The sequence below is a fragment of the Nodularia sp. LEGE 04288 genome (genome assembly GCF_963896525.1).
Taxonomy (GTDB): Bacteria; Cyanobacteriota; Cyanobacteriia; order Cyanobacteriales; family Nostocaceae; genus Nodularia.
On the sequence record NZ_CAWQOY010000106.1, the window covers coordinates 1 to 16883 of the forward strand.

Sequence of the window (16883 nt, forward strand, 5' to 3'; positions counted from 1 at the left end):
CCTCTTCCCCACTCCCCACTCCCCACATCATGCCTACCATCCGTCCTGCCCAAATCACCAAAGTATTACCCGATTCTATAGCCGCAGAAATTGGCTTTGACACGGGGGATGCCATAGTTGCTATCAATGGCACACAACCCCGTGATTTAATTGATTATCAATTTTTATGTGCTGATGAAGTTCTCGAACTAGAAGTTTTAGACGCAACAGGGAAAACTCATCATCTTGAAATTGAAAAAGATTACGACGAAGACCTGGGGTTAGAATTTGCCACCGCCCTATTTGATGGGTTAATTCAATGCAATAACCGTTGTCCATTTTGCTTTATTGACCAGCAACCACCAGGTAAGCGTTCCAGCTTGTATTTAAAAGACGACGATTACCGTCTCAGTTTTTTATATGGTTCCTACTTAACTCTGACCAATTTGTCAGAAAAAGAATGGCAACGTATTGAACAAATGCGCCTGTCTCCCTTGTTTGTTTCTGTTCATGCGACGGAACACGAAATCAGAATTAGACTCCTGAAAAATCAGCGTGCAGGACAAATTTTAGAACAAATTAAATGGTTCCAAGACCGAAGACTACAAATTCATGCCCAAGTAGTCGTTTGTCCTGGTATAAACGATGGTCAACACCTGGAAAAAACCCTCAAAGATTTAGCGTTTTTTCATCGTGGTGAAATACCTGCTGTGGCATCAGTAGCAGTTGTCCCAGTGGGCTTAACGCGGTTTCGCCCAGAAGCAGACGAACTGATCCCCGTAACCAAGGAAAAAGCTCAAGAAGTAATTTCCCAAGTGCAAACCATCTCACAGCAATTTCGTCAACAATTCAGTTCCGGCTTTGCTTGGTTAGCCGATGAGTGGTTTTTGATTGCAGGTGAAGAATTGCCCAGCGAAGCGGAATATGAAGAATATCCACAAATTGATAACGGTGTGGGTTCAATTCGGTTATTTATTAAGCAATTTGCATCTACATCTGCCGAATTATTACCACCAAAGCTTCACCATCCCAAAAAATTAACTTGGGTAGTTGGTAATGCCGTAGAACAAGCATTTCAACCGATTTTGGCACGTTTGAATGCTGTGGAGAATTTAGAAGTCAATATGCAGGCTTTATCTAGTGATTACTGGGGACAAAATATTAGTGTGACTGGGTTAATTACAGGTCATGATTTACTTTTAAATCTCCCAGGAAAAGATTTGGGTGATGGAATTTTGCTGCCAAAAGTCATGCTAAAAAATGGCGAATTGGTATTTTTAGATGATATGAGTGTTGCAGAAGTAGCTGAGAAACTCAATACAGAAATATTTCCAGTTTCTGGTATTGAAGAATTAATAAATACTTGTATTTCTGAAGTAGTTCTGGTTTAGATAGCACATATCATCTGTAATTCTTTTTTGATCATCGCCATCATCATCTATGCAAGCTTCACCTCAGCTTTCCCACCTACGATGTTTAAAGTCAATCATTGACTTTGATCCACTCAGAGTAAATCCAGAAACATCAGTATCAGACGCAGTATTTTTGATGGCCAATCATGGCGTGAGTATCTTGGTTTTGTCAGGATCACAGGTAGTTGGATGGTTGATACCCAAAGATGTGGTGCAGCTTTTAGCTTCAGGGGTGGACTTAAAAACAACTCCAATTTCTGAAGTTATGCAGGCTGTAGAAATTACCCTCAAACTTGCGGAATTTGAGAGTATGGCAACGGTACTTTCACTGTTGCACCAGCATCAATTAGATATTTTGCCAGTTATAGATGATCATGGTCAACTTGTTGGGACAATAACTCCAGCAAGTGTTTGTCAAGCCCTAGCAAAACCAGCCGAGGAAACTCAAGGTGAATATTCACAAACCCCAGTCGAAAGATTGCGTTTGCTAGAGTCAGCAGTGGTAAATGCCAATGATGCTATTTTGATTACTGCCGCTGATGTCTTAGATGAACCATTTGGCCCGCGAATAGTTTATGTCAATCCAGGCTTTACCAAGATGACTGGCTACTCCCCTGGGGAAGTGATTGGCAAAACACCGCGTATTCTACAGGGTGAGCTAACTTCTCGGACTCAACTCAAGAAAATGCGGACTGCACTTCAAAGCGGTTTGCCAATCAGGACAGAATTTATTAACTACCATAAAGATGGTTCTACATACTGGGTGGAGGTGAACGTAGTCCCAATCATAGATCAAGAAGGAAAAAGCACTCATTTTGTATCTGTACAGAGAAATATAAGTACGCAAAAAAGTAATGAAGCGGCGATTCGGTGGAATGAAGAGCTATTTCGGCAAGTAACAGAAAATATTCCGCAAGTCTTTTTTGTGCGAGATGCTTATGAGGAGAAATTATATTATATTAGCCCAGCTTACGAACAAATTTGGGGCAGAAGTCGCGATCGCCTTTACGAAAATTTCCGAGAAAATCTGCTTGATTCTATTCATCCCTTAGATCGAGATCACTACAGAGGTATTTTAGATGGTTTATTATCAGGCCAGAATTTCACCGCCGAATTTCCCATTGTCCGGACTAGCGGCGAAATGCGTTGGATTTCTGCCAAAACCTTTCCTGTTAACAATGAAAAAGGAGAACTTTACCGTTTTGCGGGGATTGCTGAAGATATTACCGAAATCAAAGAAGCACAAGCGGCTCTGACTCAGGTCAACCAAGAGCTAGAAATGCGTGTATCAGAACGAACTATTGCTTTAACTCAAGTCAATCAGCAGCTAGTATCAGAAATTACCGAACGCCATGAGAGTGAAGAACGCTTTCGCTTTTTGGCTGAATCCATCCCGCAACAAGTATGGATTGCTAATGCTAACGGTGAGCTTGAGTATGTAAATCAACGCGTTGTTGACTACTTTATGTGCAGTTCTGCACAAATTCTAGGGGTGGGATGGCAGGATGGGATACATCCTGATGATTTACCAGATACTTTGTCTGGCTGGCAGCAATCTCTGAGGATGGGTACACCTCATGAAGCTGAATTTCGTTGCCTCCGAGGCAGTGATCAAACCTATCGCTGGCATTTAATCCGGGCTTTGCCTATGCGTGATCAACAAGGTAGAATTGTCAACTGGTTCGGTACTAATACTGATATTGATGATCGTGTATCCACAGAAATTACTCTGCGGGAAACACAACAACAGCTACAGGCAATTTTATATAACTCTCCGGCGGTGATTTATGTAATCGATCCTGATGGTAAAAACCTACTAGGCAACCGCAAGTATGAACAGCTATTAAACCTGACTCAAGACCAAATCTTGGGCAAAAATGTGCATGAACTTTGGCCGGCTCATATTGCCGATGAGTTTGCCGTCAATAACCGTCAAGTCATTGCCGATGGTGTGGCTATAGAAACAGAAGAAGTCGTTCCTCAAGAGGATGGTTTACACACTTACTTGTCTATCAAGTTTCCTTTAAAAGATGCTCATGGCGTGACCTATGCTGTGGGTGGTATTTCTACTGATATTACACAACGCAAGTTAGCAGAAGAATCACTACTACGCTTTGGCAAAGCCATAGAAAGCATCAGTGATGCCATAGTGATTGGAGATATTACGGGTGCTTCTATCTACGTTAATCCGGCGTTTATCGAACAGTATGAGTACACCTTAGAGGAATTACAGGTCGCTGGGGGATGTAGAGTGATCTTCGAGCATCCAGCAATTTATGAAAAAATTCGCGCTGCTGTTGCCAAGCATCAGTCTTGGCGTGGTGAAGTCACCTTTCGAGCCTGTAGTGGTCGTCTTGTTCAAGTTTACGTGCGTTCTGATGCCATTAAAGATGCCACGGGTAAAAGTCTGGGTACAATCTGCATTCATACAGATATTACTCAACGGAAGCGCACAGAAGAAGGTTTAAGATTACGTAATCGTGCGATCGCTGCTAGTAGTAATGGCATTATTATTACTGATGCCAGTCTTCCCAATAGGCCGATTATCTATGTTAATCCGGCTTTTGAGCGCTTGACTGGCTATAGTGCCGCAGAGGTAATCGGCAGAAATTTTTGTTCATTCCAAGGTAATGATCTCAATCAATCTGAGATAGAAGAACTCTCTGCTACTATGCAAGCAGGAAAAGACTGCACTGTGACTTTACGCAATTACCGTAAAGATGGCAGCCTATTGTGGAGCGAGTTAAATATTTCCCCAGTTTATGACGTTGCGGGCAAACTCACCCACTACATCACCATCCAAACCAATATCACTGAGCGCAAGCAGGCAGAAACAGCTCTACTTGTGAGCCAAGAACGGCTACAATATCTACTTTCTTCCAGTCCAGCTGTCATCTATACCACTACAACTACCGGGTCTTTGGGTAGTACTTTTATCAGTGAAAATGTCACTGCCATGACGGGATATGAAGCGTGGGAAATTATCGAAAATTCTAGCTTTTGGACTACTCGTATCCACCCAGAAGATTTACCAGATGTCTTGGCGGAAATGGCTCAGGTAGTAAAGAAACCACATTACAGTCTTGAATATCGCTTTTTACATAAAGACGGCACTTATCGTTGGCTATATGACAAAGGCCAACTCATGCGGGATCAAGCTGGTAATCCATTAGAATTGGTCGGTTACTTGGCAGATATCACAGAACGTAAGCAATTAGAACAAGAACTGAAAGTAGCATTAGAGACAGAAAAGGAACTTAACGAACTCAAATCCCGTTTTGTTTCCATGACTTCCCATGAATTTCGCACGCCTTTGAGTACTATCCTTTCTTCGTCGGAATTACTAGAACATTACCGCCACCAATGGACAGAAGCAAAACAACTGACTCACTTGCATCGCATTCAAACTGCTGTGAAGCGAATGACAGAAATGTTAAATGATGTGTTGGTGATTGGCAAGGCGGAAGCAGGAAAACTAGAGTATAGTCCAAAGTGCTTTGATTTGGTGGAATACTGCCGTTATTTGCTGTCAGAAGCACAAGTGAATCAAGATGCTATGTGCGTAATTTATTTTACAAGTCAACATAAATCTTTGTCATGCTGTATGGATGATAAGTTGCTAGGACATATTCTGAATAACTTACTTTCAAATGCCCTCAAATATTCCCGAAATGACAGCACCATTGAGTTTAGTCTTGCTTGTGATAATGAGCAAGCCATATTTCAAATTCAGGATCAAGGAATTGGCATTCCAGAAGAAGACCAACCACGCTTGTTTGAATCTTTCCATCGTGCGAGGAATGTCGGCAATATTCTCGGAACTGGATTAGGATTGGCGATTGTGAAAACTTGTGTAGATTTACACCAAGGTGAAATTTCTGTCACCAGTACACAGGGAATTGGTACAGTATTTACTGTTAAATTGCCATTAAATAACCATATAAATACTAAGGTAACAAATGACTAAAATTTTAGTGATTGAAGATGAAGAATCAGTGCGTGAGAACTTATTAGATTTATTAGAGGCTGAGAATTTTGAGACGATTACAGCTGCCAATGGCAAAATTGGCATAAATTTGGCTGTATCTGTGATGCCTGACTTAATTTTGTGCGATATGATGATGCCGGAAATTGACGGTTACGGAGTGCTAACAGCAGTGCGTCAAGAACCTTTAACGGCAACAATTCCATTTATTTTTTTGACGGCTAAATCTGCTAAAGCTGATTTTCGCCAAGGTATGGATATGGGTGCAGATGATTATCTGACTAAGCCATTTACTCGCGCTGAACTTTTAAAGGCGATTATGAATCGCTTAGAAAGACAAGCTACTTTAAAAAAGTATTTATCTTTATCGAATCTCTCGGCTATTAACACATTTTCTCCGAAAATGCAGTTGATAGAAATGAACTTACACCGAGTTATCCACCAAAAAAGATTTCACGAATTTGAAATTTATTATCAACCTATTATTAATATTGCTTCAGGAAAAATAATTGCTGCGGAAAGTTTATTGCGTTGGGAGAGTCCTGAATTGGGTTCTGTTTCTCCGGCGGAATTTATGCCAGTGGCTGAGTCTACTGGTTTAATTATTTCTATTGATCAATGGGTATTAGAAAATGTCTGTAAACAAATTAAAAGCTGGCAAAATATGGGCGGGATATCCTTGAGGATTGCTGTAAATATATCAGTAATTGAATTTAATCATCCAGACTTTATCAAAAAAATTATTGAGTTTATTCATATAAATGATTTAGAACCAAAATATTTAGAACTCGAACTGACGGAAAGTATGATTATGCAAAATGCTCATGGGGCGATCGCTACTATGAGCGAATTACAAAATTTGGGGGTCAGAATTGCTATTGATGATTTTGGTACTGGTTATTCTTCTTTAATTTATCTGAAAAATTTACCAATTAATACATTAAAGATTGACCGTTATTTTATTCACAATGTGGACCAAGATCCTCAAAAATCTGCCATTAGCAAGGCATTAATCGAAATGGCGCACAATCTGAATTTGCAGGTAATTGCTGAAGGTGTAGAAACAGAATCTGAACTATCTTTTTTACGCGAAAATAATTGTGATGCCATGCAAGGTTTTTTATTCAGTCGTCCATTACCAGCAGCTGAATTAGAGAATTTTTTGTGGACTACAAGACGCTTATCTGTATAAATAAATGTAGTAATTTACTAATAGTTGAGAAATATATTTATGTCTGAGAATGAGAATGATGTTCAGTCAAATATCCCTGAATCTTCTGACCATTCAGGTGCAAGATACTGGGGTAATGTAGAGGTGATAGAGGAGGGGGAAAGCTATAGAATCAGTCGGGTTGAAATCAAGCCTAGACATGGGATTAAAGCACAAATCCATTATCACCGTAATGAGCATTGGGTTGTAGTCTCCGGTGTCGCTAAGGTAACTTGTGGAGAAGAGGAAAAGTTACTAAATCGAAATGAATCAACTTTTGTTCCCGCAGCGACTCTGCATAAGGTAGAGAACCCCGGACAGATTCCGTTGATTATTTTGGAAATTCAAAATGGTGAGTATTTGGGTGAGGATGACATTGAAAGACCTTATGAACTCAATGTTGTCAAGCCTGCGACTGAAAATAAACAAGTTTAAATTAATCAACAGTTATCAGTAATCAACACCTATAGGGGAGAATTGAGATCAAATCATGTCTCTTGACTGATAACTGATAACTGATAACTGTTAAAACCATCCCTCTTGTTCTAGGGTTTCAATCAACTGTAAACCACGAGGATCACCTACGCCTAATAGTGAGGCTTTAGCGTCTTCCCGGACTCCCAAATCTTGGTCTTCGGCGAAGGCTTGAATCAGGGCATCGATGGCTGTAGCATAAACTATGTTAGATGGCAATTCCCGGCATAATTGCCCAATTGTCCAAGCGCAGTTACTCCGCACTGCGGCGACGGGATCTTGAACTAAGGCTTCAATTAGGGCTGGGATGGCTCCCACAACGGCTTCATAACCTACGTCTGCCATCTGGGCTAAGGCACTAGCCGACCATAAACGCACGGCGGAAATATCAGTTCTTAAGGCATCTGCTAGAGGTGCTAGAGAACGGCGATCGCGACAATTCCCTAATGCCCAAACTACACCTTTACGGACATAGCCATTCCAATCTTTGTTCAGTTGCACAATTAACGGTTCTACTGCTTCTGGACTGGGATTGCGTCCAATGCCATAGGCTGCACTGACTCGCACCAAGGGACAGGTATCAGTTAACAGGCGAATTAAATGGGGTGTAGCCCGTGGATCTTCAATATCACAAAAAGCACGAGCCGCTAGCATCCGTTGCTGGGGTTGATGATCTTCCAAAAGTGCTAGCATCACTTCTGGATCGGGCTTTACCACTTCAGATTCAGCAGTTAGCGGCTCTATTTTATCCAGGGGGCTTTCTAGATCCACCTCGGCATCAAGTAAGCTTAGGTCTTCTTCGTCATACATATTTCATTTAAAGGCGCGAGTGGGATTTAATTGCACCCCCCGTGCTAATAAGTCAAACAATTTTAGATTTTTGATTGATTCCACAGATAAATCTGGGGGATTTTACCATTAAGAAACTATTGGTAAAAACCTGATAGATATCAGATATTGTACACCTATATCAGTTTATTTATGACTATGCAGTGATTTTACCATCCATAGGGATTGGGTTTGATAACCTAGATGATTGTAAAGATTTAAGGCGACTGGGTTAGATTGCCAAACTTGTAAGCCGATTTGGCGATCGCCTCTTTGAATTGCCCAATTTTCCACATACTTCATCAAAGCTGTACCCACACCCCGCCGCCGATGTTCTGGGACGACATAGAGCAGAAAAATGTGAGCATGGCGATCGCCTTGTATTTGATCTATGGCATTTCCGACCCAGAGACAAGCAATGGGAGGTTGGGGAGAATCTTCCTCATCCAAAAACTCTACCCACCACAACGGTGTGTCCTGAGACAAATACTGCTCGACGGTTTGCGCTAGATGGGCAAAATCTTGCTGGGGAAATAGATCCTGGTAAGTTCGCTGCATGAACTTTACTAGTAGCGATCGCTCTAGTGTGGAACCGCGACGAATATAGTAACCCGGTAGCAGTTGCTCAGACAAACTCAGTTTCCATTTCTATGAGAGCAGTGGAGGCTGTGCAAAGGCAAATAATTGTTCCTCTCCATTTCCCCATTGTCCTATTTCCCCATTTGCTTCAATGGGTGCGGGTGCTGCCATATCAGAGGGTAAAAAGATGCGGGCGCTGACTGCCACGAGGGCTAATGAGAATATTAACACTGCCACCAATGGAGCAATGTACTGACGAATTATGGTCATAGTTTAATTGAAATCGGCTAGGTTCTGGGATGAGAATCTAGCTGAAGATTTGTGAAGTTTTCTTGATTTATTTTAGCGTTGATCGCGTTCCAAGTCATCAATGACTCTCTCGCAATACCAGGTTTCTGGCATTCCCGGATAGTTGAGCTTGGCCTGATCAATTAATCGCTCGGCTGCGGCAGCATCACCGCCTAATTTAGCAATTAGTTGGTTTTTGAGATGGTTATCGGCTATTTGCTCGGTGATTTGTGTCTGTGCCTGTTCTGGTCTGTGTGCTGGTACTACCTGTGATTGTTCTCTGCGTAGCTGCCAAAATAAAACGTAATAAAGTGTACAAAAAATCAAAATTAGGCTGAATGTTCCGAAGACAGTTAGTAGGTTAAACGCTAGAAACCCTAAAACTAACTGTGAGAGAACATAGCCGAGTAACAAGCCGGTGATTAAGAGAATAAATGTGCCGACAATAATAACTACTTGGTTCCCCATAAATCCTCGTCGTCTTCCTCAAGTCCTGGTCTGGATATTGCCACTGGTTTAGGGTTCCAAGGGGCAAAGAATGGTAACAGGAGTAGTCCTGGAATAGCGGCAACCATACTAATAATGAAAAATAATGGCCAACCTGTGCTTTTTGCTAAACTGCCAGCTGGCGCGACTAGAATATCACGACTTACAGCCATAAAACTGGATAATAAAGCATATTGGGTGGCAGAAAAGCGCTGGTTACACATATTCATCAAAAAAGCCACAAAGGCTGCTGTTCCCAACCCACCACAAAAGTTTTCGATATTGATTGTTAGTACTAGAGCTTGGTAGTTTTGACCTAAGTTGGCAAGAACATAATAAGCTAAATTACTGACGGCTTGCAAAGCACCAAATAGCCAAAGTGAGCGATTTAGACCAATTTTACTCAAAATTACGCCCCCTGAGAGCGTGCCAACAATGGTAGCAATTAGCCCCATACCGCCTTGAATTGCCCCGATATCGGTTTGGGTGAATCCAGTTTGCAACAAAAAGGGTGTAGACATATTGTTGACAAAGGAATCGCCCAGTTTATACAGGACGATAAACAGCAGGACTAAAATGCCTTGGACTACACCCTGGCGCTGAAAAAATTCCCCAAAGGGTAAAATTACTGCCGCCGCTAAAGATTCTGGTGGACTAGTTTCTTGGGGTTCTGGGGCAAATAAGGTGGCAATAATCCCAATCCCCATGCCCAAGGACATTAATAGATAAACTGATGACCAAGGTAAAATATCGGCGAGGATTAATGCTAAAGATCCTGTGAATAAAAGTGCGATGCGATAACCTAAGACAAAAACAGCAGCACCGGCTCCCAATTCTAATTCTTCGAGAACGTCGGTGCGGTAGGCATCAGCAGCAATGTCTTGACTGGCACTTAAAAAGGCGATCGCCACAGCGTTAATCGCTAATAATTGTAGTGCTTGTTTGGGTTGTTGGAAAGCCATGAGGGCGATCGCCATCAATAACCCAATTTGCAGTGTAATTAACCAGCCTCGCCGCCGACCCAAAATTGGCACGGTAAACCTGTCTATTAAAGGCGACCAGATAAATTTTAACGAGTAGGGTAGACCCACAAGGCTTAATAAGCCAATGGCGGTTAAATCCACTCCTTCGACAGTCATCCAAGCTTGCAGAGTTCTACTGGTTAAGAACAATGGCAAACCGGAGGAAAAACCGATCAATGTCAAAGCCGCCATCTTACGGCTACCGAAAACTGTCAGTAGCGATCGCACTGGTTTCATGTTGTGCAGGTTCCTCTCAATCTGTGAATAGCAGTCATCTTGCCATAGCTGCTGTGTTATTCTACGCAAACATAAAAATTTGCCCAGGTTTAACCTGCTGAGATAATCATCAAGGTTGCCTTCATAGCATCAGTAATTCCTTAATTTTCCTTAATTTGCTCAACTTGATGACCTGTGATTTTTACCTTGTTTGCAGCCAGGCATTTTTCCCAACCGGCACGAGTCCCAATTTCACTTTTGGACTTGAGTAGTCCTAGTTGCTGTTCCTGTTGAGTCAGTTGAGCAAATTCCTCATAGCGGGGGTAGTTAGAAGTGACAAAATTTTCCTTGCGGTGCAGAATTGGCGGATTAGTTCTTTCTGCATAATCACGGTGAGTTATGTATAAACTTTTTAAGTCAATAGTGATACTGGCTTTTAAGGCTGGATGGGGATCACTGTCAAAATCTGGGTAAAACAAATAGGATATTTGCGGTTTTTCAATGTTGTATTTAATTAATGTCGCTCCATCTACGCGTCCAATAGTACGACTAGCACAGCTTTCATAAATTCGTAACAAGGGATCTAATGCTGCGAGTGCCGAAACATGAACATAAAGTGCGCCTCGTGTATGTTTACCAATTTTGCTTTTTTCACAAGCTGTTTGCACAACTTTGGGATCACCTAAGCTGAAGAGTTTTTGGTCAGCGACTTGACAGGCTTCTGCATAGTTACCGAAAAAGGCTTTGATATCGTGACGCATTTCTGGCGCTAGTTTTTGCCATGACGGACGTTGCTCAAAGTGGCTAAGGGCAAGATATACTTGGATATCTAAAGAACGACGATAGGCGATCGCATCCCATTCGGCTTCATCAGTAGCTTGTAACACCACATTAAAAGCCCGGCGGAAGTTTCCAAATTCACTCAATAATTCTGTTTGGTTCGCTAATTCGCCTTTAACGGGTAATCTGCCCCGTTTGGCAAAAAAGTCCATAAGTGGTTGCAGTTGTGCTTCGTAGTCCTCAAAGCGCTTGCTGGGGATACGAACTCTCGGTGTAGCAGTGCTAGAAAAGAAGCGGATAGCTTTAAAACTTTCTTTTGCAGCTTCATCACGAAAGACGAAATACACACCTAATGCTACAGGTACTGCATCGACATTGAGAATTTCGTCTATATACGTTTTTAGTTCTTGTTGTTCATAATATTTCTGAAACGTGTTGCGACGCGTGACAATCCCATCGCTGTAAGCTAGTTGTGCTTTACTAGGAGCATTAATTAATACTTGTGCCGCCACAATTAACACCTGCTGAGTCAGTTCCCACGCATGGATGAGACTTTGACGGCGTTCCTCTTGGTCTTCAATGACATTCAGGACATAGCCCAAATTGACCACATCGGCGGAGGTAATGGTGTCATGGGGAAAATAGTACGGGTCCCAACCAGCACTGCTATAGCCTAAATTGCCGACTCGCTGCACATCACCACCGTAGCCACAGCCGTAATCAAAGAATGAGGTTTCCTGATTGAGGATTGCCCATTCTATTGCTAAACGCACGGGGCGAGAGATATCATTACGAGCGATCGCAGCTCGATGACGCTCGATTTCTAAAGATTCGGGCATATCAGTTAACAGTCCATCGATTTTGGATTTTGGATTTTAGATTTTGGATTAATTTTAAATTCTGAATTAACAGGTTTTTAATTTTCAATCTAAAATTGGCACGATTAACAGTTAACTAATATCCTTTCAATCTTTGAGCGCCAGTTGGATTAAATCTTCAATTTTCTTGATATTTGGATCACCGGCTAAGTAACCAATTCCCCGATGTAAGTGCAGGCGAAATTGGGTAACGAGGCTGTCTTTATCAATGGGGTAGCCGTCGTTGTGACAGCGTTGTTTCAAAGCGAGGAGGAGGATATCGGACATTTCGCCGCCAAATACCCGCCAAGTCATTTCCACGTTGCTATCTTGGGGAATTGGTACCGGTGAGGGTGCGGTTGCTTCGGCGAGGGAACGACAAAATGCCCAACGACATAAAATGTTCCATTGGTCAATTTTTGTAGTCCGTCTGAGTTTAATCAGTTGGTCTTTAGCTGTTTGAGAGAGTTTAATTCTTTCGATGGGAGATTCCATGATAATTCGTAATTCGTAGTTCGTAATTCGTAGTTGATTGGGAGTTCTTCCTTTTTTTTGGGAAAAATAGAATGAATATTCATTATAAATCGTGAGCATCACAAATATGGTGACTAATAGTAATATTACTGACCGGACAAAAAGTTTTGCAATCCGAATTGTTAAAGCTTGTTGTTTTTTAGATGAACGACCAGGAGTGTATCGAACTCTTTCTAGACAACTGCTTCGTTCTGGTACTTCCATTGGTGCAAACGTCAGAGAAGCCCAGTCCGCCCAATCTGACAAAGATTTTATCCACAAATTAGAAATTGCGTTGAAAGAAACAAGAGAAACCCAATACTGGTTAGAAATATTAATTGAATCAGAGCTAGTTGAGCCGAAAAAATTCCAATCACTTCTACAAGAAGCAAATGAAATTGGTAAAATTTTAGTAGCCTCAACAAAAAAGCTCAAAGGCAAATAATTACGAATTACGAATTACGAACTACGAATTACCAAAAATATTTATTTTCTATGATTGTAGTTTGGCGAGTTGAGGAGTCGTATTTGAGAAGATATTCACGAGCGATCGCTTCATTATTTCTCAGTGTTTCTACTTCGTGTTTACCAATTTCAGTATCAGTAGATAATAAAATTACTTGATGGCTAGCAGATGGAAAATAGCGTTCTACGAGGTTTCCCCGGTGGGATGAGTCTAATCTCCCCAGAGGCGTGTCTATGGCTACAGGTAAGCGGTGTCCAGAGACTCGCGCTAATCCCCAGAGAAAGGCGATCGCTAAAAGTTGCTTTTCCCCGGCGGAAAGTCGATGTTTCGGTACTGGTTTACCATTAAAGTCATACAGGGAGAGGCTGAAGCTATCGGTATGAATAGCGACACGATGTACTAAATCTGATTTGTGTAGCAGATAGCGGAAGCATTCTGTAACTTCAACTTCTAGTTTATTCAGTTTGCGGAGAGTCAGTTTCTCCCGAAAAAGTTTGAGTGTATCTTGAACTTTAGCTGTTGCCGTAATAATATGTTCGTTATATTTGCGATCAATATTGGTTTCTGTATATTTTTCTAAGGTTTTTTTAGTAGTCCGAATTTGAGTTTCTAATTCGTTTAAATCGCGCTTGGCTATTTCACAAGCTGCTTGCACTTCTGCCACTTCTTTCTGTGCTGCTTGCAATTCATCTACCAACCTTTGATAATCCTCTGGAGATGCGGCTGTTTGAATTTGTCTTTCTAGGGTAATAACTTCTTCTTCTTGACTTTGGTGTAGTTCTAGCTGCTTTTTAGTAGCGTTTTTGGTATAGGGTAAATAATGATGAATCATATTATCTAAATGATGCAGGGTTTCCGTATCAGATAATAGCCAAACTTCCCCTGTGGTATCTTGCTTAATTAGATTATTTTCTTCGTCAATAAAATCTTGAATTTTTTCTACTTGTTGATCAGCAATAGTTAATTGTTTAATTAATTCAATTAAGCGGTGATTTCGTTCTAATAATAAATTATATGCGACCTTGGCTTGTTGAGTCCGAAATTCTTTTTGTCCTTGGATATAAGTTTCATTTAGCAAAGGTTCAATTAAAGCTAAGGGTAAAATGTCAGCAGCTAATCCGCGCATGGCTTGACGGGTATTTTCTGACTCCGTAATTAGTTGAGATTTTTGTTTTTCTAAATAAGTGCGATCGCCTGCAATTTTACCACCTTCAGAGATGAAATTATCCACAGCTTCTTGCTGCTTTTTTTCTGCTGCTACTAAATTCTGGTTCAGTTCCTTTAATTGAATTTCAACTTCCTGATATTCCTCTTGTTGTAGCTTTAGTTCTTGTTCAATTTCTTCTAAATTAGCCAAGTCTTGAGTATCAGCAATTTCCTTGCGCTTGCGGTTGACGATGATTTCTAAATCACCCCCTAAACGTTCAGCTAGTTCTAAACCTAAAAGTCCGCGAATTGCATCAACTACAATCGATGGAGGTGTTTCTTGTTCTGCGAGTTCCTTAACTTGTTCACCATCAAATAGAAACAGATTAGAAATTCCTAAAGGTAAGAGATTTTCTATATACTCATCCCAAATATTAACTAAAGCTTCTAAAGGCCAAGTATCATCCTCACCTAAAATTCCTAAGTGGTCTTTACCATCTTTAGGGTTTTTTGTCCAACGGCGGACAACTCTATATTTTACTGGTTGGTCATTTTCAATATGTTCAAAAACCAATTCAATGCGAGTATCTTCAGTGGGTGAACTGTGGCTATTAACGCATTGGTTGAGAAAATCGTTATAACTCAAGTTTCCACGAGTGGAACATTGGGCGCGATGACCATATAATGCTAGGCGAATTGCATCCATCAGAGTAGTTTTACCGCCACCATTCATCCCACCTAATAGAATAATGGGATAAGAATTTTCTTCATCAATTTTTGGGTCAAGATTGATTACTTGACGACCACAGTAAGGTCCAAAGTTTTGTAATACGAGTTCGAGAAATATCATTTATCTTAGTGCGGTTTTGTCAAGAATATCGGGCGAATAAAATGTGGAATTATACAGAAGACCCAGCGAATGAATTCGCCCGGTATTTTATAATCAATATTCATTTCTCCTTAACTCTTTTTAAACTTCATACTTCCCCAACTTGGCGGTTGATCGATTGCGTCGTCACCTTCATCCACAGCGTCGCCCAAAGTCAACTGCTTGACCTTTTTCACATCCCCTTGGTCAATGGCTGTTTTTAAATCGCGTTTCAGATGAGCATTTTTAATCGCTTCTTCTGGCGAATGGGAACTGGTGACAAAACATTTCTCTAAACTTTCATATATTCCCACCCGACGACCTTTTTTCCTGTACTGGCGTTCTGTGTCTAACAGCTTAGACATCAGTTCTAAGTGCATCGCATCATCGCCACAAATTTCCTCTAGCACTTCCCATTCATCGCTACCCAGTAGACTATAGCCAGCACCAGGACGAGGGTCTTGGAAAACTTCACCAGTCACTTCTTGATAAATCCGGGGTAAACTATCATCAAATTCATGCTTTTCTTCTAGCCAAATGCGGCGAATTTCGCTAAGTTCTTCTGGACTTATTAGCCTAATGTCGCGCATATTTTCTGGTGCTGTACGCCGGATTTTAGTTTGTGCTTCTAGTAACTTTCTTAACAAATGTTCTCGCCAAGATTTAACGTAGGGTCCTGGTATTGGTTCAATAGAAACTTCCCCTTCTAAGTTACGCTCAAATAGTTGAACTTCTCCCCAAATACGGCGAAAGTCTCGCTTACTTCGGTCTTGGTCAATATTTAATTCTTCTAAACGAATATCCATCAGAGGTTGCAACCATTCTTTCTCTTCGTCATTTTGGATCATGGCTTGCATAGACTTATCACTATTAACTAATGTGCAGACCCAGCATCCAAAACGAGAGCTACCACAACTAGGAGTAGAAGTATCAACGACTAAGGGACATTCGTTATCTGCTGTTGCACCTCGATACATAGCAAATAAGTCTTTGTTGCTGTATTCCCAAGGGTTTGACCATTGCATCAAATACAGCCAAACTTCATCAGTACGCCAATCTTCGATGGGAGTATAAAGCAGTGAGTTAACCAGACTAGGATGAGGACTAAGACGCTCTCGGACTCTACCAATTTCACGCTTGGCCATAATAGCAGCACGATTAGTACTTTCGGTTTTCCGAGTTCCTAAGACTACAATTGTTTCACCGCTAGCCCGGACAACATCACGAATGAAATGGTTAGAAGGGTCAATTTTCAACCTTCCGGTACACCAACGGAATTTGTGACGTGGTGCTGGGTAGCCTTTACCCATCAAACCTACCCAGTAACTCTGTTTAGTCTCTGGTTTCAATAAATGCGGTTTTATGGGCATTTTTTGCTCTTGAGCCGCTACTTTCATCTGTTCTAATGAATTACGTACCCAAGTAGCAACATAAGGATTCTCAACACCTGTATCAGTTGTAATTACATGAATTGGTTTAATCCGTTTTTCTGCTGGAAGTTCCTGTATTGCATTCCAGATAAGCTGTAAGGTCGCTGTGCTGTCCTTACCACCTGAATAACCAATAACCCAAGGTATCTCGTCTAAACAATATAATTCTTGTATTTCAGTGGTGAGAACTTGGATATAGTCCACTAACTCTGCTACAGTACGTGTTTGCGGAACTTTATTTTCTGGTTGTTGTGCTGTAGTCATAATCTCTCTATATTTTTAAATATGGGTGTGACTTGGTTTTTAGTATCCCAGTGAATGGAATTAGCTGGTATACAGGCAAA

Annotated in this window: 14 protein-coding genes; 5 read left to right on the forward strand and 9 right to left on the reverse strand. The window is 41.2% G+C overall.

What is annotated here, in order from left to right; all coding sequences use genetic code 11:
* Positions 1–29 precede the first annotated feature (29 nt).
* The 4 genes from AACX33_RS11585 to AACX33_RS11600 are packed head-to-tail and all read left to right on the forward strand — an operon-like array spanning position 30 to position 7021.
* The gene (locus AACX33_RS11585; RefSeq protein WP_194000193.1) at positions 30–1370 is read left to right on the forward strand and encodes a TIGR03279 family radical SAM protein; all 1341 of its coding nucleotides are present in this window, start codon (positions 30–32) and stop codon (positions 1368–1370) included.
* Between the two features lie 49 nt (positions 1371–1419).
* Entirely contained in the window at positions 1420–5358 is a 3939-nt protein-coding gene (locus AACX33_RS11590) for a PAS domain S-box protein (protein ID WP_194000195.1), read from the forward strand.
* The gene (locus tag AACX33_RS11595) at positions 5351–6568 is read left to right on the forward strand and encodes an EAL domain-containing response regulator (protein ID WP_194000196.1); all 1218 of its coding nucleotides are present in this window, start codon (positions 5351–5353) and stop codon (positions 6566–6568) included. Before AACX33_RS11590 ends, AACX33_RS11595 begins: the two co-directional genes overlap by 8 nt.
* A 39-nt stretch (positions 6569–6607) precedes the next feature.
* On the forward strand, positions 6608–7021 hold the full coding sequence (locus AACX33_RS11600) for a phosphomannose isomerase type II C-terminal cupin domain (RefSeq protein ID WP_194000199.1): 414 nt from the start codon (positions 6608–6610) through the stop codon (positions 7019–7021).
* Between the two features lie 90 nt (positions 7022–7111).
* Here AACX33_RS11600 and AACX33_RS11605 read toward each other — a convergent pair whose 3' ends face one another.
* From AACX33_RS11605 to dndE, 7 genes are all read right to left on the reverse strand, one after another.
* Entirely contained in the window at positions 7112–7870 is a 759-nt protein-coding gene (locus AACX33_RS11605) for a HEAT repeat domain-containing protein (RefSeq protein WP_194000201.1), read from the reverse strand.
* A 165-nt stretch (positions 7871–8035) separates the two neighbouring features.
* Positions 8036–8521 (reverse strand): GNAT family N-acetyltransferase, encoded by a 486-nt coding sequence (locus AACX33_RS11610; RefSeq protein WP_416209816.1) that lies wholly within the window; start codon positions 8519–8521, stop codon positions 8036–8038.
* A gap of 15 nt (positions 8522–8536) precedes the next feature.
* Entirely contained in the window at positions 8537–8737 is a 201-nt protein-coding gene (locus AACX33_RS11615) for a hypothetical protein (RefSeq protein ID WP_194000203.1), read from the reverse strand.
* A gap of 72 nt (positions 8738–8809) precedes the next feature.
* Complete coding sequence (locus AACX33_RS11620; protein WP_194000205.1) at positions 8810–9223, reverse strand: ABC transporter permease; 414 nt, start codon at positions 9221–9223, stop codon at positions 8810–8812.
* Positions 9208–10500 (reverse strand): AmpG family muropeptide MFS transporter, encoded by a 1293-nt coding sequence (locus AACX33_RS11625; protein ID WP_194000405.1) that lies wholly within the window; start codon positions 10498–10500, stop codon positions 9208–9210. Before AACX33_RS11625 ends, AACX33_RS11620 begins: the two co-directional genes overlap by 16 nt.
* 140 nt (positions 10501–10640) lie before the next feature.
* Complete coding sequence (locus AACX33_RS11630) at positions 10641–12098, reverse strand: DNA phosphorothioation-associated putative methyltransferase (protein ID WP_194000207.1); 1458 nt, start codon at positions 12096–12098, stop codon at positions 10641–10643.
* Between the two features lie 126 nt (positions 12099–12224).
* A complete protein-coding gene (dndE, locus tag AACX33_RS11635) occupies positions 12225–12611 on the reverse strand; it encodes a DNA sulfur modification protein DndE (protein ID WP_194000407.1) in 387 nt (128 codons plus the stop codon).
* A 106-nt stretch (positions 12612–12717) separates the two neighbouring features.
* Between dndE and AACX33_RS11640 the strand changes: the two genes are divergently transcribed.
* Entirely contained in the window at positions 12718–13074 is a 357-nt protein-coding gene (locus AACX33_RS11640) for a four helix bundle protein (RefSeq protein ID WP_194000209.1), read from the forward strand.
* 28 nt (positions 13075–13102) lie between these two features.
* Here AACX33_RS11640 and dndD read toward each other — a convergent pair whose 3' ends face one another.
* Complete coding sequence (gene dndD, locus AACX33_RS11645) at positions 13103–15091, reverse strand: DNA sulfur modification protein DndD (RefSeq protein ID WP_194000211.1); 1989 nt, start codon at positions 15089–15091, stop codon at positions 13103–13105.
* Between the two features lie 110 nt (positions 15092–15201).
* Positions 15202–16803 (reverse strand): DNA phosphorothioation system sulfurtransferase DndC, encoded by a 1602-nt coding sequence (gene dndC / locus AACX33_RS11650; protein ID WP_194000213.1) that lies wholly within the window; start codon positions 16801–16803, stop codon positions 15202–15204.
* Between the last annotated feature and the right edge of the window lie 80 nt (positions 16804–16883).

Coding starts and splice junctions, on each gene's coding strand:
- AACX33_RS11585 (WP_194000193.1), top strand. CDS start 30: ATGCCTACCATCCGTCCTGCCCAAATCACCAAAGTATTACCCGATTCT.
- AACX33_RS11590 (WP_194000195.1), top strand. CDS start 1,420: ATGCAAGCTTCACCTCAGCTTTCCCACCTACGATGTTTAAAGTCAATC.
- AACX33_RS11595 (WP_194000196.1), top strand. CDS start 5,351: ATGACTAAAATTTTAGTGATTGAAGATGAAGAATCAGTGCGTGAGAAC.
- AACX33_RS11600 (WP_194000199.1), top strand. CDS start 6,608: ATGTCTGAGAATGAGAATGATGTTCAGTCAAATATCCCTGAATCTTCT.
- AACX33_RS11605 (WP_194000201.1), bottom strand. CDS start 7,870: ATGTATGACGAAGAAGACCTAAGCTTACTTGATGCCGAGGTGGATCTA.
- AACX33_RS11615 (WP_194000203.1), bottom strand. CDS start 8,737: ATGACCATAATTCGTCAGTACATTGCTCCATTGGTGGCAGTGTTAATA.
- AACX33_RS11620 (WP_194000205.1), bottom strand. CDS start 9,223: ATGGGGAACCAAGTAGTTATTATTGTCGGCACATTTATTCTCTTAATC.
- AACX33_RS11625 (WP_194000405.1), bottom strand. CDS start 10,500: ATGAAACCAGTGCGATCGCTACTGACAGTTTTCGGTAGCCGTAAGATG.
- AACX33_RS11630 (WP_194000207.1), bottom strand. CDS start 12,098: ATGCCCGAATCTTTAGAAATCGAGCGTCATCGAGCTGCGATCGCTCGT.
- dndE (WP_194000407.1), bottom strand. CDS start 12,611: ATGGAATCTCCCATCGAAAGAATTAAACTCTCTCAAACAGCTAAAGAC.
- AACX33_RS11640 (WP_194000209.1), top strand. CDS start 12,718: ATGGTGACTAATAGTAATATTACTGACCGGACAAAAAGTTTTGCAATC.
- dndD (WP_194000211.1), bottom strand. CDS start 15,091: ATGATATTTCTCGAACTCGTATTACAAAACTTTGGACCTTACTGTGGT.
- dndC (WP_194000213.1), bottom strand. CDS start 16,803: ATGACTACAGCACAACAACCAGAAAATAAAGTTCCGCAAACACGTACT.